The organism is Ercella succinigenes (genome assembly GCF_900002895.1).
In genome coordinates, this window is sequence record NZ_CDHP01000040.1 from 14,984 (window position 1) to 39,565 (window position 24,582).

The following is a 24,582-nucleotide window of genomic DNA, read 5'->3' on the forward strand; positions in this document are numbered from 1 at the left end:
AAGCAAAGCAAGTTTTCCCTGCAATAATTATGGGCTGTCTGCTGATTCTGCTTAGTCTGATTTCACTTTTTATAGGGGTAAAAGATGTTACTATAAGCGGACTGTTAAGCGGAAGTGCTGAAGAATTGCAAATATTACTTATTGGCAGAATTCCTCGCCTGATGAGTATTTTGCTAGCAGGCATTGGTTTGTCAGTAGCGGGTGTAATCATGCAGCAAATATCTTCCAACCGTTTTATTTCACCTACAACAGGTTCAACTATTGAATGGGCACGTTTTGGTGTTCTGGCTGCTATTTTGTTTTTCCCACAAGCCTCTTCAATGGTAAAAATGCTCATAGCTTTTGTTTTTGCCTTTTTGGGCACAGCAATGTTCATGAAACTACTTCGAGAAATCAAGTTGAAGGATGCGGCAATAGTGCCTTTAGTAGGTATTTTATTTGGTTCTGTTATTGGTTCCGTTAGTACCTATTTGGCATATCAACATGATCTTGTTCAAACGGTTTCATCTTGGATGCAGTCAAGTTTCACTTTGATTCTGCGTGGACGCTATGAGCTACTCTATCTGGTTATTCCTTTTATAGTAATTGCTTTTTTATATGCAAGGAATTTTACTGTTATAGCTATGGGTAAAGACATGTCCTTAAATTTAGGTATCAGCTACTATTCAACTGTTTATATAGGATTAATAATTGTTGCGGTAATATCAGCAAGCGTTGTTGTTACTGTCGGCACGGTTCCCTTTATTGGAGTAATTATTCCTAATATAGTCAGAATGTACCGTGGTGATCATCTTGAAAAAAGTCTGTTGGATATCGCTCTGGCAGGAGCTTGTTTTTTACTTGCCTGTGACATTGTTTCCCGTCTTATAATCTATCCTTTCGAGATCCCGGTAAGTGTGACTTCAGGGGTTATAGGTTGTATTGTATTCATTTTTATTCTTGCAGGAAGGAAAAGTTATGAAACCAACTAAAGTCATTATTATATCCGGTACTATTCTATTATCGATAGTTGTACTTTTCCTATTGTGGGGACTTACGGAAAGCAACTGGCATTATTTTCTCCCCAGGCGAGCCGTAAAACTGGCCGCAATCGGGCTGACAGGTATAGCAATATCTTTTTCAACAGTCTCTTTCCAAACCATTACTGGAAATAATATCCTTACACCTGGAATAATTGGTTTAGATAATTTATACCTTTTTATTCAAACACTGGTTGTTTTTGCCATGGGATCAAGATCGCTTGTGCAAATGTCCAGATCATTTGATTTTCTGATATCTGTCTCTGCCATGGTTGTTTTCAGTTTGTTTTTATTTAAAGTTCTGTTCCGCGGTGAAAACAGAAAACTATTTATGATTATTCTAATAGGTATGGTCATGGGCAGCCTATTCAGCAGTCTAGCAACATTTATGCAGGTAATGATTGATCCCAATGAATTTCTGATTGTACAGGCAAGTATGTTTGCAAGTTTTAATCAAGTGAATTCTTCTTTACTGGGAATATCTGTAATTTTGATGACAATAGCTGGATTAGCTGGTTTTTCACAAATTCAAAAACTGGACATTCTTTCACTAGGACGTGACAACGTTATCAATCTAGGCATCAATTACGAGTCTACTGTTAGAATATTTATGTTGTTGATATCCTTAATGATTTCAGTTTCTACAGCTCTGGTTGGGCCTATTACCTTTCTCGGACTGCTAACTGCAAATGTTGCCAGACAAATGCTACAAACATATAAGCACTCTTACATCATCACCACAGCCATCTTAATTTCTCTAATTGCTCTTGTCGGGGGCCAGTTAATTGTCGAAAGAATTTTCCAGTTCAGCACTCCCATTAGTGTAATTATAAATTTTATAGGAGGTTTGTACTTTTTATATCTACTGCTAAAAGAAGCACGAATTAAATAACAGATTTTAAGACGATTGTAAAACCGTAATAGAAAACAAGTCAGGAGGATTTGCAATGATTAGCACAAAAAATTTAGCCAAAAGCTATGGTGAAAAGAAAATTCTGGAAAATATTTCTGTTGAAATAAAAAAGCATGCAGTTACTACTTTAATCGGTTCAAACGGAGCCGGCAAAAGCACTCTTCTTTCTGTAATCAGCCGTTTAATCACAGGAGAAGGCGATGTAAAAATAGACGGCATCTCCTTAAAAACCTACAAAAATCTAACTCTATCAAGAAAGCTGGCAACATTACGCCAGACGAATAATATTAATGTACGGCTGACCGTTCGTGAACTGGTCAGTTTTGGCAGATACCCTTATTCACGCACTCGTCTTAACAATAATGACGAAAAAATAGTAGACGAAGCGATTGAATATATGAATTTAAATAATCTGGCTAACAGATTTATTGATCAATTGTCAGGAGGTGAGAGACAAAGAGCTTTTATAGCAATGATAATCGCTCAGGACACTGAGTACATTATGCTTGACGAGCCACTAAATAATCTGGATATGAAACATTCTGTTCAGATTATGAAACTGCTTCGCAAGCTTGCCGATGAGAAAAATAAAACAATTATCCTGGTTTTGCATGATATTCACTATGCTTCATTCTACTCTGATTATATTATTTCGATGAAAGATGGAAAAATAGTGGGACATGGAACAACTGATGAGATGATTAACTCGAAGGCATTGAAACAGGTTTATGACATGGACATAGATATCTGTGACATAGATGGGGACAAGATTTGCATGTATTTCAAATAGATTAACGATAATTAGCACACAACATGCCTTATCAGCAAATTTATTTCTTTTACAGCAATCCTAAAACCAGCTTAGATCTCATAAAAGAAAGGACTATAAAATGAAAAAAGCACTTTATATTATTTTAAGCATCTGCATGATTCTTTCACTTACAGCATGTGGAGGCAATTCAGCCTCAGAAACAACAGCGCCGCAAACAACTGAGTCAACTGCAGAAACTACTGAAGCAGATGGTGAAACTCCAGAAACAGACGAAGATCAAAACGATACTGAAGATAGCGATGCAAGTGTAGAATCTGTTGCAATAAGCATTACTCATGAACTGGGAACGACAGAACTAATGACAAATCCAGAAAGAATCGTTGTATTTGATTTCGGGACATTGGATATTCTTGATTTTGCCGGAATAGATATAATTGGTTTTGGCAAAGGCGGAAGTATGCCAGATCATTTAGCAAAATATGATTCTGATGCCTACACAGTTGCAGGTTCATTACACGAACCTGATTTTGAAGCAGTTTTCGAACTTGAACCAGATCTCATTCTAATAAGTGCCAGAGCATCTACCGCTTATGATGAACTTAGTGAAATCGCACCAACGGTTTATCTGCCAATGCCTACAAGTGACTATATAGAAACACTCGAAGAAAATATAGAAACTATATCAAAGATTTTCCCAACAAAAAAATCTATGCTTTCAGCAGAGTTAGAGGGAATAAAAAACGATGTTGAATCTATAAAAGAAACTGTTACAGCCAATGGTTCCAGTGCTCTTATGCTAATGGTAAACGAAGGAAATCTCAGTGTATTTGGTTATGGATCACGTTTTGCCCTTTTATACAACGATTTTGGCTTTAAGCTAATTGATGAAAGCATAGAAGAATCAACTCATGGTCAAAGCGCAAGTTTCGAATATGTAGCCGAGAAAAACCCTGAATTTATTTTCGTTGTTGACCGTAGTGCCGCAACAGGTTCAGATGCAGCTGATAATGCAGGCAGCGTATTGGATAATGATCTGATAAATCAAACAGAAGCAGCACAAAATAACAATATCATTTATCTTGACGCAGTAAACTGGTATGTAGCTTCAGGAGGAATAACTTCAACCAATACCATGGTTGCAGAAATCGCTGCCGCTGTTGAATAAATTTTTACAATACCTTTTTTACAAAACAACTCGATGAATTTAGACATCGGGTTGTTTTTTTTCAAATCAAAGTTTGATAATATAGATTAGGAAAAAAGAGTTTGATTATTAATTTGAGAATCGTTAATTATTTGCTATAATTTATATCAAATATTATATTTGACTTTCTTTAGAGGATTCAATATGAAGTTAATTATATCCTATACAAATTCTTATCCTAAAGAACCTTTTGAATGGATTGATTTTTCATATGACAATTGGGATGATTTTGGCTACAAAACTACATTCCATGCATGTTATGAAAATAAAACTGGAGAATATAAGCATCTTGGTGCCATTAAGATAGGGTTTTCAGGAATGCAAAGCGAAAGAACTAGTGATGAACTTCCAGAAAGTTTTGATGCATTGCCAGAAAAATTTTTTTCGCTTGGAACATCAGAAGATTATTATATAAATATTTGTTCTTTCGGAGCGTCTTTTGCTAAAAAAATTTTTCTCCTTCTTAGTGATTTAGCTTATAATCTAGAGTTATTTGATTTATATCAAAACGAAGATGTATTAAATACATCTTTACTAAGAGGACATTCAATTTTTTCAGTTAAGCATCAATTACACAGAATTGCACTTGGGGGAGTAAAACTAACACCCTATAATTTTAATTATGTTCCAAATATCTCTGGTAACCTCTCTTCAATCAATCTTGATTTTAATATTACACCGGACTCAAATCCACCAACAAATATTCATGTTTTGATAGGAAGAAACGGAGCGGGAAAAACATATCTTATTAAAAACATGGTTAAATCATTAATATCAGAACAAGTACACTTTGGTAAATATTACGATCAAGAAACACTACATTCTAACAATGAAGAGTTTTTTTGTTTTGCAAATGTTTTATGTGTTTCTTTCAGTCCATTTGATGACTTTTCGGAACTAACAGAATTTGCAAATAACAAACTGCCTTTTTCATACATTGGACTTAACAAGGAAAAATCTAATTTACTGCAGAACATATTAAGTCAGTTTATTGAAAATTTTTCTAACTGCATGGGAAGTAACACTAAAGTCGCAAGATGGGAAAACACAATCGCCTTGCTAAAGAGCGATCCAACCTTCAGCGAGTCACAAGTATATAATTTTCTGAAGAAATGGCAAAAAGATAAAGACAATAATAAAACAGTTGCTAAAGAATTTCTAAAAAGTAATTTTAATCAACTAAGTTCAGGGCATAAGGTTGTTTTGTTAATTATTACTGCCTGTGTAGACAAGCTTGAAGAAAAAAGCATTATTTTTTGGGACGAACCAGAAAACCATCTTCATCCACCACTTCTGTCTGCTTTCATTAGAGCTCTTTCTTATCTATTAACAACCCGCAATAGTGTTGCAATAGTATCTACCCACTCTCCTGTAATATTACAAGAAGTCCCTAAAAGTTGTGTTTGGAAATTATGCAGAAGTGGTAGTCAATTATTAACGAGCAGGGTAGAAATTGAAACATTTGGAGCAACAATTGGTTCTTTGACAAGAGAAATATTTGGATTAGAAGTGAGTAAATCAGGATTCAATAAATTGCTCTCAGAAGAAGTTTCCAATGGTTATAATTATGAAAAAATAATGGATTTATATAATAACGAATTAGGCGAAGAAGCAAGAGCTTTACTGCAAACATTATTAATTCTAAAGGAAAATGAAGATGCGAAAAATTGATAAACCACCTTATAGTACCAAAGAAATAGTTGATGTATGTTCCGATAGTTTTAGAGATAAAGCAAAAAAAGCAAATTATATGAAATGTGCTGATTTTATTGCTGAAGAAAGTGATAATTATAACAAAATTGCAACAAAGCAAGCTTGGAAACAAATAAAACCACACGATAAAGTTAATAATATTTTAACAAAAACTGACATGGAGAAATTATATTCGGATAAGTTTGCAAAACATTCCTCAGTGCGATCTAAATACTATGATAAAATAATGGTTTCTTCAGCGGGAAGATGCCCTATTTGTGGAGTAGGTGTAGTTTCAAATTTAGACCATTATTTAGCCAAATCTATTTACCCGACATACGCAGTTACACCTTTTAATTTAATACCTATTTGCAGAGATTGCAACTACAATAAACGTGATAAAAAGGTTGATAAAATTATTTCTGCTCCATTTCACCCATACTATGATGTAATAGATAATATAGAGTGGCTTCAAGCAAAGCTGAAAATAGAAAACAGTCAATTAGTTGCACAATATTTTATAAATAAAAAAATAAAATCTTATAATACTGATCTGTATTGCCGACTGTGTTACCATTTCGATATATATCAATTGAGTAAAACATATGGAATACAATGTTCGGCTGAAATAGCAGACAATTATAAGCAATGGAAAGCTAATTATAATTTATGGGGAGAAAAAAAACTATTAAGATTTTTTGAACAACAATTAAACTCATGCGAAGCGTATCAATATAATACATGGAAAACAGCTTTACTTAGAGCATTAATATGCAGTATTTTTCTTTTACGATCAATATAAAATAATAACCTAATTTTTGAGCACCTCTTAAAGGTGTTTCCTACCTAAACATTTTATCTGTTCTACACACGTGCTGTGCATTCATGTACGTAAAAGGGTTTAGTATTTGATGGAAATTCGAAAGACTAAAATGAAACGTCAAATAAAATTATACTCAATATTAAAGAAAAATAAAACCTAAAAGAACTTTTGTTTGTTTTATCTATACAAAACCCTTCCTTTATGTTAATATATTTTCATAACTTTTGGGAGGGTTTTTATGAATTGCTGTATTGACAAGACAAAAGTTCGAGAGATTATGAAAAAGAAAAATATTGAAACACAATCCGAACTTGCATCTATTCTGGGAATTACCAAAAACCAATTATCTGTAATGCTTTCGGAAAAAACTTCTCCTATCAAACAGAATGTTCAAATGCTTTCTGATGTTCTTGAGGTATCTCCTGTTGATATAATAACTAAGTCTTCTAAAAAACAATCCAAAGAAAATATTGTTGCTCAAAGAGAGCAGGTTTCTTTTGTTGATACTTCCAAAATAAAACCAATGCGTGAGTATAATGTTGTGGAGTTATTTGCAGGAGCAGGCGGACTTGCCTGTGGTCTTGAAATGGCTGGCTTTAATACTTCTTGTCTGATTGAAATTGATAAAGATGCAGCAGCAACCTTACGTTTAAATCGTCCAGACTGGAATGTTGTTGAAGATGATATAGTTAATGTTGTTGAGAGAGGAATACAAAATTATATTCCGGAAAACATAGATATAGATGTTCTTTCAGGTGGATATCCTTGTCAATCTTTCAGCTATGCCGGTCAAAAAAAAGGCTTAAAAGATGTTAGGGGAACTTTATTTTATTATTATGCAAAAATACTTGAACAAGTCAGACCTAAAGTTTTTCTTGCTGAAAATGTTAAAGGCTTAATCTCACATGATAATGGAAAAACTCTATCTACAATGATTGAAGTTTTTGAAAATGCCGGCTACAAGGTTTGCTGGCATATTCTTAAAGCAACAAATTATGGGGTAGCACAAAAAAGAGAAAGAGCTGTCATAATAGGAATTCGTGAAGATTTATCAGTAAACTATAAGCCTCCCGAGCCTTATAATTACACACCGGTTCTTCGTGATGCTCTCAAAAACGTGCCCGATTCACCTGGCGATAAATATCCAGAAAAGAAACTTAAAGTATTGTCGCTTGTTCCTCCGGGAGGATACTGGCGTGACCTTCCTGAAGAAATTGCCAAAGATTATATGGGAAAAAGCTATTATTCCGGTGGAGGAAGAACAGGTATGGCAAGAAGAATCTCTTGGGATGAGCCCTGCCTTACACTTACATGCAGTCCTGCACAAAAACAGACCGAAAGATGCCACCCTGACGAGGTAAGACCTTTTAAAATACGTGAATATGCAAGGATTCAATCTTTTCCTGATAGCTGGCAGTTTGTAGGGTCGCTTTCTTCACAATATAAGCAAATTGGCAATGCTGTCCCTGTTGAAATGGCAAAAGCAATTGGCTTATCAATTATTTCAGTGCTCAATCAGATATCTGATCAATAATCAAAACATTCACCAGTAAGACTTTCTTACATTAAACAAATTTTTACATTAATAATTCTATTTCTTCAGCCAGTTTTTGAATGATTTCCTCCAGAAGCTGGCTGCCATCATATTCACTGGCAGCATCTGCCATCGCGTCAGAAAGATCCTGATAAAATTCCTGATCGCCTGTCAGCCGATGCCAAAATTCCTGACCTACATAGACAGGATAAGTCTCATCAATTTTTCTATAACTTGAACTAAGCTGATCAGGTGTTCCGTATAGCACACCAACCACCATATCTGTCAGTCTTATATCAAGATTATTAGTCCTTGCAAGATTTCTCACACTCAAAAAATGATTGTTTATTGTAGTAATATCATCTTTGTTTATCGTGTTAGGTCCGGCTTTTATCTGACAATATTTTCTTCTTCCATCCATTGCATCAACAAATTCTATATCCATACCAGTAGTGGTAGAGGCAAAACCATCAAGAACCCTGCTACAGAATTTTTGCATACTATTACCAAAAGTTGTGTTAAGTGAAGTTCCCAGAACACGTGGATATACCAAAATACGAGCAATGCTTTCAGGCGAACTGTTGCCTTTCAAAAAATTGGCCTTATACTTATCCAGAAAAGGATTCAATTGGAAGTTTTTGAGGTTAACAAGTTTTTTTGCATTATTAAAATGATTTCTAACAATCTCATCCTTAAAAAATTGTTTTGCTTTTTCTATAATGAAAGCTCTTTTTCTTATTCTTAATAGCTCCTCAAGATCTTTAGTATTACCTTCTTTAAATAATTTATATTCTTCTGGAGTAAACCCAAGCTTATCACACTCATCAATATCTTCTACTTCATCGTTTAGAATATAATTTCCAACATTTGTTAGATTACATTCACCACTAAAATACAAATCAATAAATCGTTCTTTTTCTCGCATAATGCTACTCCTAATTCGCCTTCAGAACATCTATTTATTGTTTATTTTATCATATATTAAGATATATCAAAGCATTACAGATTGCAGCAGCTATGTTACTGCCACCCTTTCTTTCTCCTGCAATAATCTGAGAGACATCTAAGTCTTTTATTAGTTGTTTGGATTCCACCACATTTACAAACCCCACAGGAGCAGCGATGATAAGATCAGGTGTAATTTGCCCTTGATGAATTAATTCCGATAATCTGATTAAAGCAGTTGGAGCATTGCCGATCGCATAGATCATGGGACGACCTTTTGCCAGAAGTTCCAGGCTTTTATCCATGCTTGCCGAGGATCTTGTTATTCCTTTTTGCTTGGCAAAAGCCGCTACCCCCTCATCCTTGATAAAACAATGTACTTCTCCGCCTAGTTTTGCCAAAGAAGGTTTGTTTATTCCTGCAGCCGCCATTGATGTATCTGTCACTATAATTGGCTTTTGCTGTAAAATTTCTTGACAAACGGCAAAAAGATTATCCGACAAATGCAGATTGTCTGCATATTCAAAGTCTGCACTTGTATGAATTATTCTATATAACACTGCTTTTGCCTGCACACTTATAATATCTGGATGAAACCGATGCCCTTTTGGCAAAATATTACGCAGCTCTTTTTCTATTATGGCAAAGCTTTCTCTCTCTATCTCCTGCGGCTTCACATGCCTGTAGCCTATTTTCTCTTTTGTTTCATTCTGTAAATAATTATTATCTTCTTTATTCTTCAATTCTCTTTTGGCAATGCCTCTATCTTCATTTGGAAAATCATTATAATCCTGGCGTATATCAATCATTGCTATCACCTAAGCCTTTCACATTATCTCAGAATGTTCATTAATAATACGATACAAAGCTTGCAGATCAATTGATCTGCGCATTGTATCGGCCAGACGGTTCAATTCCCGTTCTCTTATTGCAGCTACATCAATAGACTGGAAAATTGAAGTGTCATAATTTTGATCAGGATTTTTTCTCTTCCATAACCAGTTCAAAAGGTTCATCAGAATTTTTGAATTATCAAATATGCCATGCAAATATGTACCCCAGATAAGCCCTGAACTGCTAATCATTCCATCTTCTCTGCCATCTTCCAGAATAAACAAAGGACAAGACTTACTTCTATCAATAATTTCACTTACTCCCATATGTATTTCATAACCTTCAAACACATCTTTTTCTTTAGCAGTTTTGTCTTTGGCATAAACATCTTCTGATATGTTTTTTGATTTGTTTTCCGAGCAAATCAAATCACTAGTATAAAACAGGTTCGCTTCCGGATTTATCTTAGCTTTAATTCTGGTTCTTGTTTTTTCACGGCAAAATACTGTTTTGCCAGCCAAAAGTCCTAGGCCTTGTTGTGTTCCTCCTTGTTCTACATTATCTGGATCATGAAGAACTTCCCCAAGCATCTGATAGCCTCCGCAAATACCTGCTACAGGATTGCCTGCTGCTGCATGTTCTGATATAGCGGTTGCCAAGCCTGTGTAATTAAGCCATTCCAGATCAGCAAGAGTATTTTTGCTGCCTGGTATTATAACTAAATCAGGATTTCCTAATTTTCTAAGCTGATCAACATATCGTAAGTTTACATTTTCTACCTGTCCAAAAACGTTGAAATCCGTAAAGTTCGACAGTCTAGGCAGCCTGATAACAGCAATATCAAGATAATCAGCCTCCGGCAGACTCGTTTTTTTCAGCCTGTCAGATTCGCTGTCCTCATCATCCAAATCAATTGCTATCATAGGAATTACGCCAATCACAGGGATTCCTGTCAAGTCTTCCAGCATTTTCAGTCCAGGTTTAAGTATTTCAACATCCCCTCTGAATTTATTAATAATGAGACCTTTTACTCTTTTTCGCTCTTCTTCTGAAAGTAACAAAAGCGTGCCGTATAAAGAAGCAAAAACACCTCCCCTGTCTATATCTCCAATTAGCAAAACCGGTGTCTGAGCCATTTTGGCCATACCCATATTGACAATATCTTCCTGCTTGAGATTTATTTCTGCCGGACTACCTGCACCTTCGATAATTACATAATCTCTATTTTGCTTTACCTTTTCAAAAGATTCCATTATTTCAGGAATAAGTTGTTTTTTCATTTTGAAATAGTCAACAGCACTATACTGACCTCTTACTTCTCCATGAACTATAAGCTGTGATCCCATATCACTTGTTGGCTTAAGCAAAATAGGATTCATACTTACATCCGGTTCAAGACCGCAGGCCTGAGCCTGCAAAACCTGTGCTCTTCCCATCTCCATGCCGTCAAGTGTAATATAAGAATTGAGAGCCATATTTTGCGATTTAAATGGAGCTACATCATGACCGTCTTGATGCAAAATTCTGCACAAACCAGCTGTAATAAGGCTTTTACCGGATGAAGACATCGTTCCCTGAATCATTAAAGGTTTTGCCTGCTTATTCGTATTTTTCATAATTTCCTTCTTTCAAAGAATTTTGGTATTCCAAACATTTTTTAAGCCAGGATATTGCCATAGAAGGTTGACTATAAAAATGCAAATGCGAATATCCTATCCAGTAACTATTACTGTGAAAAATGCTTTGCCAACTGCGTCCGGAAGATTTATTTACAACACAGGAGTCACCATAATTACTACTTGCTGAATAATGAAATTCATGTGCCCGTACAATATCACCTTTTTTGCCAAGAAGACCATCATGCTGCAAAGTTAAAGTCTGATAACCAAAATTCTGCAATCTATCTGTCATCCTAATATCAATCGGCAAAACACCAGACATTTCAAAAATTTTGCCTTTCATATCCTCTGCGGTCTGGCTTAGATAGTATAATCCTCCACATTCGGCAACAGTAGGCAATCCTGAGAGGATTTTCTTCCTTATCTGGCAACGCAATTCTGTTTGTACTGATAATTGTGCAGCAAAAACTTCCGGATAACCTCCTCCTAAATACAGACCATCTATATTATCTGGCAAATTATTATCTTCCAAAGGACTGAAAAAAATAAGTTCCACACCCATTTTTCTCAGCAAATCAAGATTATCCTCATAATAAAAATTAAAAGCCTTGTCTTTTGCAATGGCTATTCTACAATTAAACTTATGCTTGAACTTCTCTATTTCAACAAACGAAATTTTTTCAGATAAATCAAAAGAATTCATTTCTGCCAGTTTTTCCAGCTTTTCAATATCTATCGTCTCTTGCACAATTCTGGCAAGTTTTTCAATTTTCATCTTTAAGTTCTGATCTTCATGTGGTGGAATAAGACCAAGATGTCTGCTTCCAAGCTCACAATCATTAACTTTCGGCAAAAACCCTACCACAGTAATATTACAATGTTTTTCTATCAAAGGTTTAAGATAGGAATATCCGCCTGCCGATACTTTATTGAGAATAACACCCACAATCCGCTTTCCGGTCTCTTCATGGAAATTTATATAACCGTTTATTATCGCACAAATAGAAAGCGCCAGACCCGATCCGTCAATCAAAAGAATTATCGGAACATCTAGTATATTGGCCAGCGTCGCAGTACTACCTTCCATAGTATCCGACAAACCATCATAAAGTCCCATTACTCCTTCTATCAGAGCCATGCTTCTATCATTTTTGGTCATTCTTTCGGCAAAAAGACTGTTTATCGTTTTTGCATCAAGCAGCCAGCTATCCAGATTAATACCTGTTATACCACAGGCAGCTTGATGGAACATCGGATCAATGTAATCAGGTCCTGTCTTAAATGGTTGAATTTCTTTTCCCTTTTGTGCAAATGCAGCCAACAAGGCAGCAGTTATCGTAGTTTTACCACAGCCACTGCCTGTTCCTGCCAGCATTAAAGCTTTTTGGGCGGTAACAGCTTTTTGTTTTGTGTTTTGTTCCTTTATTCTATCTATTACTTTTTCATTTACCTCTTCTTTAATTTCATTGCTATCTTCTTCTGCTTTAAATATCTGAATACATGATGCCAGCAGCTGCTCTACATTATCGAAAACAAACTCATAATCAAAAGCTTTTTCCGGTCTTCTTATTAAAGCAAGTTTCACCTTTTCTTGCTGTACTGCCTTGATCTTTTCTTTAATACCAGATAACTCGCCACCCTCTTTACTGATCACGAGTTTTATATCATATTGTCTTATAAGAGCCCGGTTCATTTCTACACTAAACGGGCCTTGCTGGGCGATAATATGATCAGTTTTTATTTCATTCTTCAGGCAGATTTTCAAAGAAGGAATCACAGGTAACACACGGACATACAATCTATTCTTGGAGTTTTCTATACCCACGGCATATTTTTCAAGATGATTTACACCTGTTGTCAAAAGAATATTGCCACTTATCTGATTCGCCAGACTAATAGCCTGCTCTATATCTGCAGCACGAACTATGCTGTCTAATTCAAGATTAATTTTATAATCTGTTTCAGAAATAGCTTCCGCCCGATTTAATCTCCAGCATTTTATATTTAAATTATTGCAGGCAATCGTTATTTCCTTTGAAACCTCATAGGCATAAGGATGACTGCAATCAATAACTCTGTTTATTTGTTGTTCTAAAATAAGTTTTTCAAAAGCCAGGTGATTCTTTCTGCCAATATGAATTAGAGTATCGGCAGGTAAATGTGATAATGCTTCCGCTCCATTTTGCTCTGCAACACATATTTGCAAAATCATACCTTGTTCTTGCATTTGCTCACACAATTGCCTGGCATCAGCAGTACCGCCGATAATAAGCCATTTCAATTCACCTGTCTTTTTGCTTGACATATATTTTCACTCCAAAGCATTCAGTATTTTTCTTTTTGACACAGCTAAAAACTTTTCTAGCTTTTGGATAAAACCTGCTCAATACGATTTTTTACTATTTGTGCAAGTAAAGGATCAGCACCTATATGGTCGCCCTGAATCAAAATTAAATCTTTAAATTCTGCTTCCAGTTCCCTACACGCATCAGGAATATCTTTGGTTACATGCACACCGTCAAAAATGAACATTGGTACCAGAATAATTTTTCGGCTTCCTTGTTCATAAAGTCTTTTTACTTCTTGCTCCAAACTGGGCTGCGCAAGCTGTAAATATGCCACACTTAAATTTATTTTCTGATCAGAAAATTTTTCTTCAAGCTGACTAAGTATTTTGTCCATAACTTCATTTGTTTCTTTTCTTATACTTCCATGTGCTAAAACAATGCATGAATCCATAGTTTACCTCTTTCTTTTTTCTGTTTAATATCGATCTTCTATTTCTTTTCGCCAATTGCCTGCAAACTTAAATCTATAGCCTGTGTAATATGCTTGATATCTGAGTCCTGATGTGCCTGACTTAAAAACCACATTTCGAACATCGAAGGCGGCAGATAAACACCTCTTCGCATCATCTGATCAAAAAACTTTGAATACAATTCTCTATCTGATGCCTGAGCCTGTGCATCATTTTCAATATCTGTCTGACTGAAAAATACACTGAACAATGATCCGCAACGGTTTACTTTGACAGGAATATTTGTTTTTTCAGCAGACTGTAAAATGCTTTTCACCAACATATCCGCGTTTCTTTCCAGTTTTAAATATATTTCCGGGTTTTTTATCAATTCTGTTAGGGTAGCCCTTCCGGCAGCTACAGCCAATGGATTTCCCGATAATGTTCCTGCCTGATATACAGAACCAAGAGGAGCCAGCATATTCATAATATCTGCTCTGCCTCCAACTGCTCCTACGGGCATACCACCACCGATTATTTTGCCGAAAACTGTTATATCAGAAGATATATTGAAATATTTTTGTGCTCCTCCAACTGATAATCTAAAACCAGTAATAACCTCATCAAATATTAATAATACACCTGCTTTTTGAGTAAGTGATCTTATGCTTTCAAGATATCCAGGCAATGGTGGTACAACGCCCATATTTGCAGCCACCGGTTCAATTATTACGGCTGCAATCTTCGATCCCATTTTTTTGATTAATTCTTGTAATCCCTCAATATCGTTATATTTAAGACTTAAAGTCAGATTGGCAAAAACTCCCGGCACTCCTGCACTGTCAGGAATACCTTCCGTCATAAGACCCGATCCCGCCTGAATGAGCATAGAATCACTATGACCATGATAGCAACCATCCATCTTAACGATATAATCACGGCCGGTAAAAGCTCTGGCAAGCCGTAACGCGGTCATCACGGCCTCTGTACCTGAATTAACCAGACGGACTTTTTCTACAGAGTCAACCTGTTCACAAATAATTTCCGCCAGTTCTATTTCCCCTCCGGTTGGCGCACCATAAGAGAGACCTTTATCTGCAGCTTGCTTAACGGCCGTAATAACAGCCTCATTTGCATGTCCTAATATCATTGGCCCCCATGAGCCAACCATATCAATTCTCTCAATTCCGTCTGCATCCCAAATGCGACAACCTTTTGCTCTATCTATAAATTTTGGTGTTTGCTTTACCGCCCTATATGCTCTAACCGGACTATTAACACCTCCAGGTATAACTTTTTCTGCCTTGTCAAATAATTCTTCCGATTTTATAGGAACACTGTCAAGAATATGTTCCGGGGTTTTCAGCATTATTTTGTCCTCCCTTTAAATGCATGCATTTAAAAGCATGCAAATATTTACTAATTTGAATTGTCTTGCAATTTATTTTTTAGCCATTTTGCCGCTTCTGGTGCATGATATGTAATCAAAATACTGGCACCGGCGCGTCTGCTTGCCATAAGTGCCTCAAGAACAATTTCGGCTTCGTTAATCCAACCATTATATGATGCTGCTTTTATCATGCTGTATTCACCACTCACATGATAAGCAACAATAGGACGATCTGAAATATTCGCAGCTTCACGAATAATATCAAGATATGCCATAGCAGGTTTAATCATAATAAGATCTGCACCCTCTTCAATATCCAGTCTTACTTCTCGCATAGCTTCTTTACGATTAGCAGGATTCATCTGGTAACTTTTTCTGTTTCCAAAAGACGGTGCCGAATCGGCAGCTTCGCGGAAAGGACCATAAAAGGCAGACGCAAACTTTGCACTATAAGCCATAATCATACAACTATCATAACCAGCTTTATTCAGGCTCCGGCGTATAAAAGAAATTCGCCCATCCATCATATCTGATGGAGCAATCCCGTCTGCACCTGCTTGTGCACAACTTAAAGCGGCTTTGGATAATAAAGGTAAAGTCTCATCATTTAGTATCTGTCCATCTTTTAGCAAACCACAATGTCCGTGGTCAGTATATTCACAAAGACAAATATCTGCCCAGATCATCAGATCGGGAAACTCTTTTTTAATTGCTCTTATTGCCTTTTGAACAGGACCTTGTGCATCCCATGCTTTACTGCCACAATAGTCTTTATCTTTTTTATCTGGAATACCAAACAAAATTATCTGTCGTACACCAGCGTCCCAGATTCTCTTTATTTCCGGTAAAAGCAAATCTAATGAAAAACGAAATATTCCCGGCATAGAATCAATTTCTGTTTTAATATTTATACCTTCCACCACAAAGATCGGGAAAACAAGATGTTCTGCTGAAAGGATTGTTTCCTGAACAGAAGCCCTGATAACAGCATTTTTACGCAAACGTCTCGGTCTTTGATATACTTCAACACTTTTGATTTGATTTATATTTGCCTCTTTATCCATAATTACCTCTTTTTACTGTTATATTATGTTTAGACTAGAATCATCATTTTGCTCGCAGCAAATCATCAAGCATACTTTCCAATAAAGCTTCTGCACTAGCTTTTTCTGCAGTTTTTCTGACATCAAAACCTTCCTTTTCACAAGCTGCAGTTGTTACAGGCCCTATACTGTAAATATATGGCAGCTTTTTAAGAATAATTTCTCTTTCGTCATCAGGAAGATCCTGCAGGCTGTCGGCAAAAGCTTGTACAGCTGAACCACTGGCAAAAGTCATAGCATCTACTTGTTCAACCAACTGTATCAATGCCTGGTTTTGAGTCGAATTAGGCCTCGTTATATAAGCATCTACTTTTCTATAGCTGATGCCGTTGTTAGCAAGTGAAACAGCTATAGTTTCTGAAGAAGAAGACGCACCAAAAAGAATTACTCTCTCTCTTTGATCTATCTGAGGAACAAGCTCTGCTGCCAAACATTCCGAAGTATAGACAGATGGAATAAAATCAGCCTGCAAACCGTGATTAGAAAGAGCCAGAGCGGTACTTGCTCCAACAACTGCTATTTTGCAGCCGCCGATTGATCTAATATCTATTTTTGCAGCTTGAAAAGCTTTTATAAAAGCTTTTACTCCATTTTCACTGGTTAAAATAAGCCTATCAACTTTACCTCCTGCTAATTCACTAATTGCCTCTTTAACAGCTTTGCTATCAATAATTTCTATAATTTCTATCAAGCTTATTTCTATTGCTTCTCCGTCCATTGCTTCAATTAAAGAGCCTAAACGTGTAGGTTTATCAGCAGTTTTGGTTCTGGTAACAAGTATTTTTTTGCCTGCAAGCAGCCCTTTTTTAAACCAAGCCAAGTCTGAGCTTAAATTTACTACTTCACCTATCACAGTTAAAGCAGGAGTGGGAAGATTCGCTTTTTCAACCTCTGCTGCCAATTCTGACAATCTGCATTTAATTATTTTCTGAGAACCGGTTGTTCCCTGGCTAATAGTGGCTGCCGGAGTTGCCGGATTCATACCTGCTTTAATCAATCCTGTCGCCAACTGTGGCAGGGTTCGCAGACCCATAAGACAAACCAAAGTTCCTTTGACTTGTGCTAAAGCAGCAAAATCAAGATTAAGGACATGACTATCAGTTTTGTCCTGCCCTGTTATTATGTGAAAAGAATTTGCTACACCTCGATGTGTTACAGGTATACCGGCATAAAGAGGCACAGCTACCGCAGAGCTGATGCCCGGAACAATTTCAAAACTTTGACCAGCTTGCCTTAAAGCCATTGCTTCTTCACCACCGCGCCCGAAAACAAACGGATCACCACCTTTGAGTCTCACTACCTTTAACCCTTGACGCGATAATCTAACTAGCAACTGATTGATCTGCTCTTGTGGCAAAGTGTGTTGCCCTGCAGACTTACCTACATAGATCAAATGCGCACCAGCTTTTGCCATACCAAGCAAAGATGGAGCTGCCAGACGGTCATATACAACTACATCCGCCTGTGCAAGTTTTTGTGCACCCTTAAGTGTCATCAACTCTCTACGGCCAGGTCCTGCACCTACAAGACTAACTTCTCCTTGAGGAAGCTCTTGTGCATATTTTTTTGTCTGCGGAATATTTTCTGAAACTTTTATTAGAAAATCATACTTAATAGCTGCAGACGGATTATCTACAACTGTTTCAAGAGCAATTTTCTGAGCCGGCCTGCAGTCTAACACAGTCAATTTTATTTGATCTTTGCAGGAACTATTTTTTTCATTTCCTGTAAATAATGATTTCGTCTTTAATCTTTGTTGATCATATTCAGCCATTACTGCCAAGGGAGCATTACAACCTGCGTCAAAAAAGCTTATAAAAGCTCTTTCACAAGCAAGACATATTTCAGCACCAATATCAGAAACATTTTTCTGTAGAAATTCAATCAGGGATGTATCATTTTGTCTGGTTTCTACCGCCATAAAGCCCTGTCCTGCTGCCGGTAACATTTCTTCAAAACTAAGTTTTCTATAATTGAGAGATTTATTATCAATCTCAATGATCCCCGTATCTGATTTTTCATTAATTAAACCTAATCTTGTCAAGCCTGCAGACGCTAATATCAAAGCATCATACTGACCGGATGCTAATTTATTTAATCTGGTATGAACATTGCCACGAACAGACTTAATTGTGCTTTCTGGCCAGATTCTCCTTGCCTGTATCTCTCTTCGTAAACTACTTGTACCTATAATTCCTTTTTCAAAATCAGCAGAGGTATAAACTATAACATCTCTGGCATCTGCTCTGCTGGAAACTGCTGCCAAAGTTAGCCCCTCCGGAATATTCATAGGCATATCCTTAGCACTATGTATTGCCATATCTATTTGCCCGGATAACAATTTATTTTCCAGTTCACTTATAAAGACACCCTTGCCTCCCATTTTTTCCAGACTGATGTCAATATTTTTATCTCCCTCTGTTATAACCGGAACTATTTCAAATAATTGCTGCGGGTAATTTCTTTTTATTCTCTCAATTATTAACTCCGTTTGTTTCATGGCTAAAGGGCTTTTTCTGGTACCTACACGTATAAGGCGTTCTTCTTTATTTCCATTTACACCATTATTCATTTTTACCCTCTTTTCCTTCGCAATTCTTGAGAATCTTTTCAAATTCTTTCTGATTAAATGCGGCTTTATGTTTCCAACCCTTTAAAGCGATTTCTTTAAGTAATTTCCGTCGCTGATAAATATTATGATTATGCAAGCAAATTGTTCTGATATCAGCAAGCTGACCGGTAAGCACACCAAGCCATGGTGTCCAGCATTCTTTTAAATCCTCAGCAATAATCGCAGAAAGAGAAGGACTGCATCCTGAGCTGCTAATACCTGCTATCACCGAGCCACAGCGCACAACCGCCGGGAAATAACAATCAGAAATTTCTGAATCGGATGCCGCTAACGCTAATATCTTTTTCTTTTGGCAAAAATCAATTATCAGCTTGTCTGCTTCAGGATCTCCTGTTGCTGCTATCACTGCAAAATAAGGGTCTATAAGATCTTCTGTTATTACGATCATCAAGTCATCTGCAAATTTTTCTTTTCTACTGCTTACCAGTTTTTTTTGTATCCAGTTGATATTATCGGAATAATTATTTTCTGTTTTAAGCAATTCTTGAATATCCTTATTAATCTGTTCGGCGATAATTGTAATAACTGCTCCCGCCTCAAGCAAAGCCCGACTTCTTCTGGCAGCTACTTCTCCACCTCCTGTTATCAGACAAGCTTTGTTTTGCATTTCGATAAAAAAAGGAAACAATGCCATCTCAAATATCCTCCGCAAACTTATATCCACGAGGGGTTATCATGATATTATTTTCGACAAAAGTCTGAGAATTACCGATTAGAACAACACTAAACATATTTACATCTTCCTGCGGTAATTGAAAAAGTGTTGTTAATTGTTTATGCTGACCACTACGACCGGCATGAGTTACTATGCCTACAGGAGTCGATTTCAAACGATATTTGCTGATTAAATTTACAGCTTTTGCTAAATGCTCACGTCTTTGTGAACTGGCCGGGTTATACAAACAGATTACAAAGTCGGAAGACGCAGCAGCTTCCAGTCTTTTTTCAATAAGTTCCATCGGAGTTAACAAGTCGCTTAAACTAATAATGGCAAAATCATGCATCAAAGGAGCGCCCAATACAGCAGCGGCGGCATTCGCGGCGGTTACACCCGGAACCACTTCCCATTTGATCATTTGTCTTTCTTCATGTTTATTTAGTAATTGCAGCAATATACCTGCCATCCCGTAAATTCCACTGTCTCCACTGGAAACAAGTGATACATCGTAACCTTCAGCAGCAAGATCAAGTGCTTTTTGGCATCTTGCCGTTTCCTGACGCATGCCTGAAGAAATATAATTATGTTCTGGGAAAATCGGTTTTAATAAGTCTGTATATGTTTTATAGCCAACTATATAATCCGCCTTGCTCAAAGCATTGTAAGACTGGTGTGTCATCTGGTTTTGCGATCCTGGTCCAAAGCCGACTATTCTGATGGTGCCGCTTCTTTTTTGCTTTGTATTGACTCTCCTGCCTAAAGCTTTGTGATTAAAGCCTTTATCAAGACAGTTTAAAAATATTTCAAACTCCTCTTTATTTGCATTATCGCGAACATTATAAATCAGATATCGCATCATCTCATCAGGTTGATAAAAATGGCCGGATTTGTCTGCCTGTTTTGCAATCTGTTCAATCATCTTTTTTTTCTGCCGCATCAATAAACTTTTTTCAAAATTGTCTGCCTGCTCCTCTATAATATCGGCTGCTTCTATTGCTGCCTGATATCTTATACTATTACTTTGCTGTGCCAGTTCTTTAACTTGATCAAGCTGTATCAAACTGCAATCAGGTGATTTTGAAATATTTTCATCAATATCCATCGGCATAGCCAAATCGACAAAAACTCGCTTGCGCGTACTTTTTAATATATTTTGGCATAAATCAGCTTTAATCGTAAGATGAGGACTACGTGTTGCACTTATAATCAAATCAGAAGAATCAATCAGATCATATCGCTGTTTGTATTCAACAAGCTCAAGCTGAGAGTGAACTTTGCTCATCATACTAAGTGGTGCACAGTGACTTCTGCAAGTTGCCATCACATACACAGATTCTCCGTAGCGAGTAAGCAAATCACGAATTATAATCTGACCGGTATATCCACTGGCTCCAATAACAAGAACATTAATTCTTTGACCACTTTGTTTGCCCTCAAGCAATTTGGTCATCCCTGCTTTAATTGCCAGAGAAGGTATTGACCACGGAGTACCAGATAAAGATGTTTGATTTCTTACTAAAGCCGCACAATGTTGAACTGCCTGAAAAAGATTTTGCAAATTTTTACCGGCATATCCTCTCTCTTGGGATTGTAAAAAAGATTCTTTTAACTGTCCCTTGATCTGATCTTCTCCAAGAAGCATGGAATCCAAGCCACAGGCAACACGCATAAGATGCCTTGTAAGAATACCGGAACTATATATATTACAGATTTCTTTCAATTCACTTAATTCCATGTCTTTATATTTACTAAGATATCTCTGCATCTGATTAATTCTTTTACTGTTTATTTCTCCCCAAATGGCAAAATAGAGTTCGGTGCGGTTACAGGTAGATAAAATAAAACATTCCGTCGCCAATTCTTCTGAAATGACAGCTTGCTCAAAATTTCTTTTCTGTTCTGCTGTAAATGACAGTTTATCCCGTTGCCTTTCATTTGCAGTTTGATGACTTATACTTAAAGCAAGCAGATTAATCTGTTCCGAATATTTTTTATTAGTCTGAATGTTTTTTTCATTAACAGTTTTTAACATGTTTACCCACTTTCTTCCAGATAGCCTTTTCTTAATGTATAAAATTGACAAGAACTAAATTTCCAGCACTTTATCAGCTTTGGCCAAAGCTAATGTTATACCTTCAAAAATAGCCTTGGGCACAAAAACTTTTTCGCATCCGGCTGCAAGGCAAGCCACAGGCTCAGCAACTGCTTGAACACCTATCTGTTTTTTTACAAAATCTGAGCCTGTAAAGTTTTTCTCTACCTTACTGATTTCTTCAACAGATTTTATGTCTAATGGTAGTTTCCATTTTCTTGCTAACTCCAGAATCGCTTTTTCATTAGCTTTGCAGCTTATTGTTGCCAATCCTGCTAATGAATGCCTGCTAATACTGTTTTGCCGCAAAAAAACCTCTGCCGCCTGCAGTAGTTTTTCTGTATCTGTATTTTTACGACAGCCGATCCCTAGCCATAAAAGTTTTGGATGCAAATGTAAAACAGTATTTCCGGTTTTAAAAAGATTTTCCGTATTAATAACACTTAGCAAGACATAATCTTTTTTGGGGTCACCTGTTTTTTGATACTCTTGCCACAAAGATATCCCCTCAGTCACATTTGCAGCAGTTATTATTTTTGTCTCTATTTTTTGCAGTTCTTTTGTGATTTTTATTTCTATATCGCTTGCAAAGCTGACTAGCTTACCTGACAGCATTGAAGATGCCAGTTTTTTATATTCTTTGGGATTAGATATAATTATGCTATTTTCTGCAGCCCAACTATCCCAGGCGATTAGTCCACAGACATCTGTAGCTGTTGTTATTACAGCCTGAGCTTGAAGAAAATCCGATATTTTACCGGCAAGAAGATTTGCGCCCCCGGCATGCCCAGACAAAAGAGGAATCACAAATTTACCCTGCTGATCTATTACAATAACAGCTGGATCAGATAATTTATCTTTAACAAAACAAGCAATTTTTCTGACAACTATGCCGGTTGCCATTACCATAACAAGAGCATCCGCAGATTCAAAATCATCTTGGGTCAAAGGCCATGTGCTTATTTTGCCTTTAAACTCTTTTTGTATTTTTTTTGCCAATATTTGTGCTTCTTTTGTGAGTGCAAAATAGCGAATATCTTTAAACCTTTTTTTTACAGTCATGCTTATTTCCCTTTGCGATATCCATGTGTAAAACTACTATCATACAATTTTGACAGTTCATAATCATCTCCTAAAATTCTGCCTATGATGATAAGAGCAGTGCGGTTTATATCGGCTTCTTGTACTTTTACTGCGATATCCTTGACTATACCTCGGACAATTTTCTGGTCGGGCCAGGATGCCTTATAAACAACGGCCACTGGAGTTTCTGGAGAATAACCACCATTAATTAATTCCTGAATTAAACTTTCGATCATATGTACGGAGAGAAAAATAACCATTGTTGACTGATGTGCAGCAAAAGCACGAATTTTTTCTTTTTCAGGGACAGCCGTTCTGCCTTCTGCCCGAGTCAAAATCAAACTTTGACTTACCTGAGGTAATGTATATTCTATTTCCAGTGCTGCTGCGGCGGCACTAAAAGAACTTACTCCCGGAACAATTACAAACGGTATTTTATCTGCTTTTAATGCATCTATTTGTTCACGAATAGCGCCATAAATTGCAGGATCACCGGTATGCACTCTAGCTATCGTTTTCCCTTGTCTATATCCTTTTCTTATTACGGTTAATACTTCATCAAGACTCATACCGGCACTGTCATATATTTGACAGGATTCTTTTGCATCGGACAAAACAGCCGGATTTACCAGTGAGCCTGCATATATGATGATATCCACGCTATCTATTATTTTTTTGCCTTTTATAGTCAATAATTCGGGGTCTCCCGGGCCTGCTCCAATAAAATAAACCATCCTAATCTCCCTTTTTAGACTTGTTTTTATTATCTTTACTCTTCTTTATGCTCAGAAATTTTCATTTTTCTCTTTTTATAATCACTGTCGTAAAATAACTGTGTTCCTTATTTGCTTTAGCTGCATCTTCTATAGTTTGAATTTTTTCTTCCGGTAAACCACAGCGGTCAATTACAGTTGCTGTATATTTTGTTTTTCCCCTGCTTTCTGCCAAAGCTTTTTGTATCGTATCTACTTTCTGTCCGGCTTTCATTAAAATTAAAGTATCAGTTTTTTCTATCCAACCAGAGATCTCTTCAACTGATTCAGGAGTTCCCATCATTGTCAACTTTTGGCCTTTTTCAGTTAAACTTATTCCTGAGCTGGCAGCAGCTGCGCAGAAAGCGGGTATTCCAGGAATTATTTCAATATTGCTACCATATTCTTTAACTTCTTTAGCTAAATACTGAAAAGTACTGTAAAGTCCCGGGTCACCTATGGTAATGAAGGCTACCGATTTTCCTTCTCTCAAATATTCCGTTACCTGTTTAGCAGCTTGTTCATACTTTTCCTTTAACTTGCTGCTATTATTCGTCATCGGAAAAACTAATTCTAATAATTCTTTTTCTGCCATTTGGCTATTAGAAAAATGAGAAGAAACAATATTTAAAGCCATACTTTCGCGCCCTTTTTCACTACATGGAATTGCCAGTATGCCTACTTCCCTGATGATGTTCAAAGCTTTTACCGTAATGAGATCAGGGTCTCCCGGGCCTACGCCTATACCATATAATTTACTTTTTTGATCCATCTGCTTAA

General features: G+C 36.6%; 20 protein-coding genes. 7 read left to right on the forward strand and 13 right to left on the reverse strand.

What is annotated here, in order from left to right; translation table 11 throughout:
• The first annotated feature begins 29 nt into the window (after positions 1-29).
• The 7 genes from AC0KSB_RS08820 (at position 30) to dcm (ending at position 7,957) form a co-directional block, all read left to right on the forward strand.
• Positions 30-971, forward strand: coding sequence for an ABC transporter permease (locus AC0KSB_RS08820; protein ID WP_472308765.1), 942 nt, complete (start codon positions 30-32; stop codon positions 969-971).
• The gene (locus AC0KSB_RS08825; RefSeq protein WP_472308369.1) at positions 958-1,911 is read left to right on the forward strand and encodes an iron chelate uptake ABC transporter family permease subunit; all 954 of its coding nucleotides are present in this window, start codon (positions 958-960) and stop codon (positions 1,909-1,911) included. The genes AC0KSB_RS08820 and AC0KSB_RS08825 overlap by 14 nt, the downstream gene beginning before the upstream one ends.
• Before the next feature lie 55 nt (positions 1,912-1,966).
• Positions 1,967-2,722, forward strand: coding sequence for an iron ABC transporter ATP-binding protein (locus AC0KSB_RS08830; RefSeq protein WP_472308371.1), 756 nt, complete (start codon positions 1,967-1,969; stop codon positions 2,720-2,722).
• A gap of 100 nt (positions 2,723-2,822) precedes the next feature.
• A complete protein-coding gene (locus AC0KSB_RS08835; protein ID WP_472308373.1) occupies positions 2,823-3,869 on the forward strand; it encodes a siderophore ABC transporter substrate-binding protein in 1,047 nt (348 codons plus the stop codon).
• A 183-nt stretch (positions 3,870-4,052) separates the two neighbouring features.
• Complete coding sequence (locus AC0KSB_RS08840; RefSeq protein WP_472308375.1) at positions 4,053-5,579, forward strand: AAA family ATPase; 1,527 nt, start codon at positions 4,053-4,055, stop codon at positions 5,577-5,579.
• Entirely contained in the window at positions 5,566-6,402 is an 837-nt protein-coding gene (locus AC0KSB_RS08845) for a hypothetical protein (protein WP_472308377.1), read from the forward strand. Before AC0KSB_RS08840 ends, AC0KSB_RS08845 begins: the two co-directional genes overlap by 14 nt.
• Before the next feature lie 259 nt (positions 6,403-6,661).
• On the forward strand, positions 6,662-7,957 hold the full coding sequence (dcm, locus tag AC0KSB_RS08850; RefSeq protein WP_472308379.1) for a DNA (cytosine-5-)-methyltransferase: 1,296 nt from the start codon (positions 6,662-6,664) through the stop codon (positions 7,955-7,957).
• A 43-nt stretch (positions 7,958-8,000) separates the two neighbouring features.
• On the opposite strand, the gene AC0KSB_RS08855 is transcribed toward dcm, so the two are convergent.
• The 13 genes from AC0KSB_RS08855 to cobI all read right to left on the reverse strand — a co-directional run bounded on the left by AC0KSB_RS08855 (position 8,001) and on the right by cobI (position 24,574).
• Complete coding sequence (locus AC0KSB_RS08855) at positions 8,001-8,882, reverse strand: PmeII family type II restriction endonuclease (RefSeq protein WP_472308381.1); 882 nt, start codon at positions 8,880-8,882, stop codon at positions 8,001-8,003.
• Between the two features lie 49 nt (positions 8,883-8,931).
• Entirely contained in the window at positions 8,932-9,711 is a 780-nt protein-coding gene (locus AC0KSB_RS08860) for a precorrin-8X methylmutase (RefSeq protein ID WP_472308383.1), read from the reverse strand.
• An 18-nt stretch (positions 9,712-9,729) separates the two neighbouring features.
• Complete coding sequence (locus AC0KSB_RS08865; RefSeq protein WP_472308385.1) at positions 9,730-11,352, reverse strand: cobyric acid synthase; 1,623 nt, start codon at positions 11,350-11,352, stop codon at positions 9,730-9,732.
• Positions 11,336-13,660, reverse strand: coding sequence for a cobyrinate a,c-diamide synthase (locus tag AC0KSB_RS08870; protein WP_472308387.1), 2,325 nt, complete (start codon positions 13,658-13,660; stop codon positions 11,336-11,338). The genes AC0KSB_RS08865 and AC0KSB_RS08870 overlap by 17 nt, the downstream gene beginning before the upstream one ends.
• Positions 13,661-13,716: 56 nt before the next feature.
• Positions 13,717-14,094 (reverse strand): sirohydrochlorin chelatase, encoded by a 378-nt coding sequence (locus AC0KSB_RS08875; protein WP_472308389.1) that lies wholly within the window; start codon positions 14,092-14,094, stop codon positions 13,717-13,719.
• A gap of 38 nt (positions 14,095-14,132) precedes the next feature.
• Positions 14,133-15,461 (reverse strand): glutamate-1-semialdehyde 2,1-aminomutase, encoded by a 1,329-nt coding sequence (hemL, locus tag AC0KSB_RS08880; RefSeq protein ID WP_472308391.1) that lies wholly within the window; start codon positions 15,459-15,461, stop codon positions 14,133-14,135.
• Between the two features lie 50 nt (positions 15,462-15,511).
• Complete coding sequence (gene hemB, locus AC0KSB_RS08885) at positions 15,512-16,546, reverse strand: porphobilinogen synthase (RefSeq protein WP_472308393.1); 1,035 nt, start codon at positions 16,544-16,546, stop codon at positions 15,512-15,514.
• A 43-nt stretch (positions 16,547-16,589) separates the two neighbouring features.
• The gene (cobA, locus tag AC0KSB_RS08890) at positions 16,590-19,157 is read right to left on the reverse strand and encodes a uroporphyrinogen-III C-methyltransferase (protein WP_472308395.1); all 2,568 of its coding nucleotides are present in this window, start codon (positions 19,155-19,157) and stop codon (positions 16,590-16,592) included.
• A complete protein-coding gene (locus AC0KSB_RS08895) occupies positions 19,150-19,851 on the reverse strand; it encodes a precorrin-2 dehydrogenase/sirohydrochlorin ferrochelatase family protein (RefSeq protein WP_472308397.1) in 702 nt (233 codons plus the stop codon). The genes cobA and AC0KSB_RS08895 overlap by 8 nt, the downstream gene beginning before the upstream one ends.
• Position 19,852: 1 nt before the next feature.
• Positions 19,853-21,907: a precorrin-3B C(17)-methyltransferase gene (cobJ, locus tag AC0KSB_RS08900; RefSeq protein WP_472308399.1), complete on the reverse strand. Its 2,055-nt coding sequence runs from the start codon at positions 21,905-21,907 to the stop codon at positions 19,853-19,855.
• A gap of 54 nt (positions 21,908-21,961) precedes the next feature.
• On the reverse strand, positions 21,962-23,029 hold the full coding sequence (locus tag AC0KSB_RS08905) for a cobalt-precorrin 5A hydrolase (protein ID WP_472308401.1): 1,068 nt from the start codon (positions 23,027-23,029) through the stop codon (positions 21,962-21,964).
• A gap of 2 nt (positions 23,030-23,031) precedes the next feature.
• On the reverse strand, positions 23,032-23,784 hold the full coding sequence (gene cobM / locus AC0KSB_RS08910; RefSeq protein WP_472308403.1) for a precorrin-4 C(11)-methyltransferase: 753 nt from the start codon (positions 23,782-23,784) through the stop codon (positions 23,032-23,034).
• Between the two features lie 61 nt (positions 23,785-23,845).
• Positions 23,846-24,574: a precorrin-2 C(20)-methyltransferase gene (cobI, locus tag AC0KSB_RS08915; RefSeq protein WP_472308405.1), complete on the reverse strand. Its 729-nt coding sequence runs from the start codon at positions 24,572-24,574 to the stop codon at positions 23,846-23,848.
• Positions 24,575-24,582 lie beyond the last annotated feature (8 nt).

Excerpts from the sequence above, each read along its gene's own strand:
- AC0KSB_RS08825 (WP_472308369.1), top strand. The coding sequence starts at position 958 with ATGAAACCAACTAAAGTCATTATTATATCCGGTACTATTCTATTATCG.
- cobM (WP_472308403.1), bottom strand. The coding sequence starts at position 23,784 with ATGGTTTATTTTATTGGAGCAGGCCCGGGAGACCCCGAATTATTGACT.
- cobI (WP_472308405.1), bottom strand. The coding sequence starts at position 24,574 with ATGGATCAAAAAAGTAAATTATATGGTATAGGCGTAGGCCCGGGAGAC.
- AC0KSB_RS08820 (WP_472308765.1), top strand. The coding sequence starts at position 30 with ATGGGCTGTCTGCTGATTCTGCTTAGTCTGATTTCACTTTTTATAGGG.
- AC0KSB_RS08830 (WP_472308371.1), top strand. The coding sequence starts at position 1,967 with ATGATTAGCACAAAAAATTTAGCCAAAAGCTATGGTGAAAAGAAAATT.
- hemL (WP_472308391.1), bottom strand. The coding sequence starts at position 15,461 with ATGCTGAAAACCCCGGAACATATTCTTGACAGTGTTCCTATAAAATCG.
- dcm (WP_472308379.1), top strand. The coding sequence starts at position 6,662 with ATGAATTGCTGTATTGACAAGACAAAAGTTCGAGAGATTATGAAAAAG.
- cobJ (WP_472308399.1), bottom strand. The coding sequence starts at position 21,907 with ATGTTAAAAACTGTTAATGAAAAAAACATTCAGACTAATAAAAAATAT.
- AC0KSB_RS08860 (WP_472308383.1), bottom strand. The coding sequence starts at position 9,711 with ATGATTGATATACGCCAGGATTATAATGATTTTCCAAATGAAGATAGA.
- AC0KSB_RS08870 (WP_472308387.1), bottom strand. The coding sequence starts at position 13,660 with ATGTCAAGCAAAAAGACAGGTGAATTGAAATGGCTTATTATCGGCGGT.
- AC0KSB_RS08865 (WP_472308385.1), bottom strand. The coding sequence starts at position 11,352 with ATGAAAAATACGAATAAGCAGGCAAAACCTTTAATGATTCAGGGAACG.
- cobA (WP_472308395.1), bottom strand. The coding sequence starts at position 19,157 with ATGAATAATGGTGTAAATGGAAATAAAGAAGAACGCCTTATACGTGTA.
- AC0KSB_RS08855 (WP_472308381.1), bottom strand. The coding sequence starts at position 8,882 with ATGCGAGAAAAAGAACGATTTATTGATTTGTATTTTAGTGGTGAATGT.
- hemB (WP_472308393.1), bottom strand. The coding sequence starts at position 16,546 with ATGGATAAAGAGGCAAATATAAATCAAATCAAAAGTGTTGAAGTATAT.
- AC0KSB_RS08905 (WP_472308401.1), bottom strand. The coding sequence starts at position 23,029 with ATGACTGTAAAAAAAAGGTTTAAAGATATTCGCTATTTTGCACTCACA.
- AC0KSB_RS08840 (WP_472308375.1), top strand. The coding sequence starts at position 4,053 with ATGAAGTTAATTATATCCTATACAAATTCTTATCCTAAAGAACCTTTT.
- AC0KSB_RS08835 (WP_472308373.1), top strand. The coding sequence starts at position 2,823 with ATGAAAAAAGCACTTTATATTATTTTAAGCATCTGCATGATTCTTTCA.
- AC0KSB_RS08845 (WP_472308377.1), top strand. The coding sequence starts at position 5,566 with ATGCGAAAAATTGATAAACCACCTTATAGTACCAAAGAAATAGTTGAT.
- AC0KSB_RS08875 (WP_472308389.1), bottom strand. The coding sequence starts at position 14,094 with ATGGATTCATGCATTGTTTTAGCACATGGAAGTATAAGAAAAGAAACA.
- AC0KSB_RS08895 (WP_472308397.1), bottom strand. The coding sequence starts at position 19,851 with ATGGCATTGTTTCCTTTTTTTATCGAAATGCAAAACAAAGCTTGTCTG.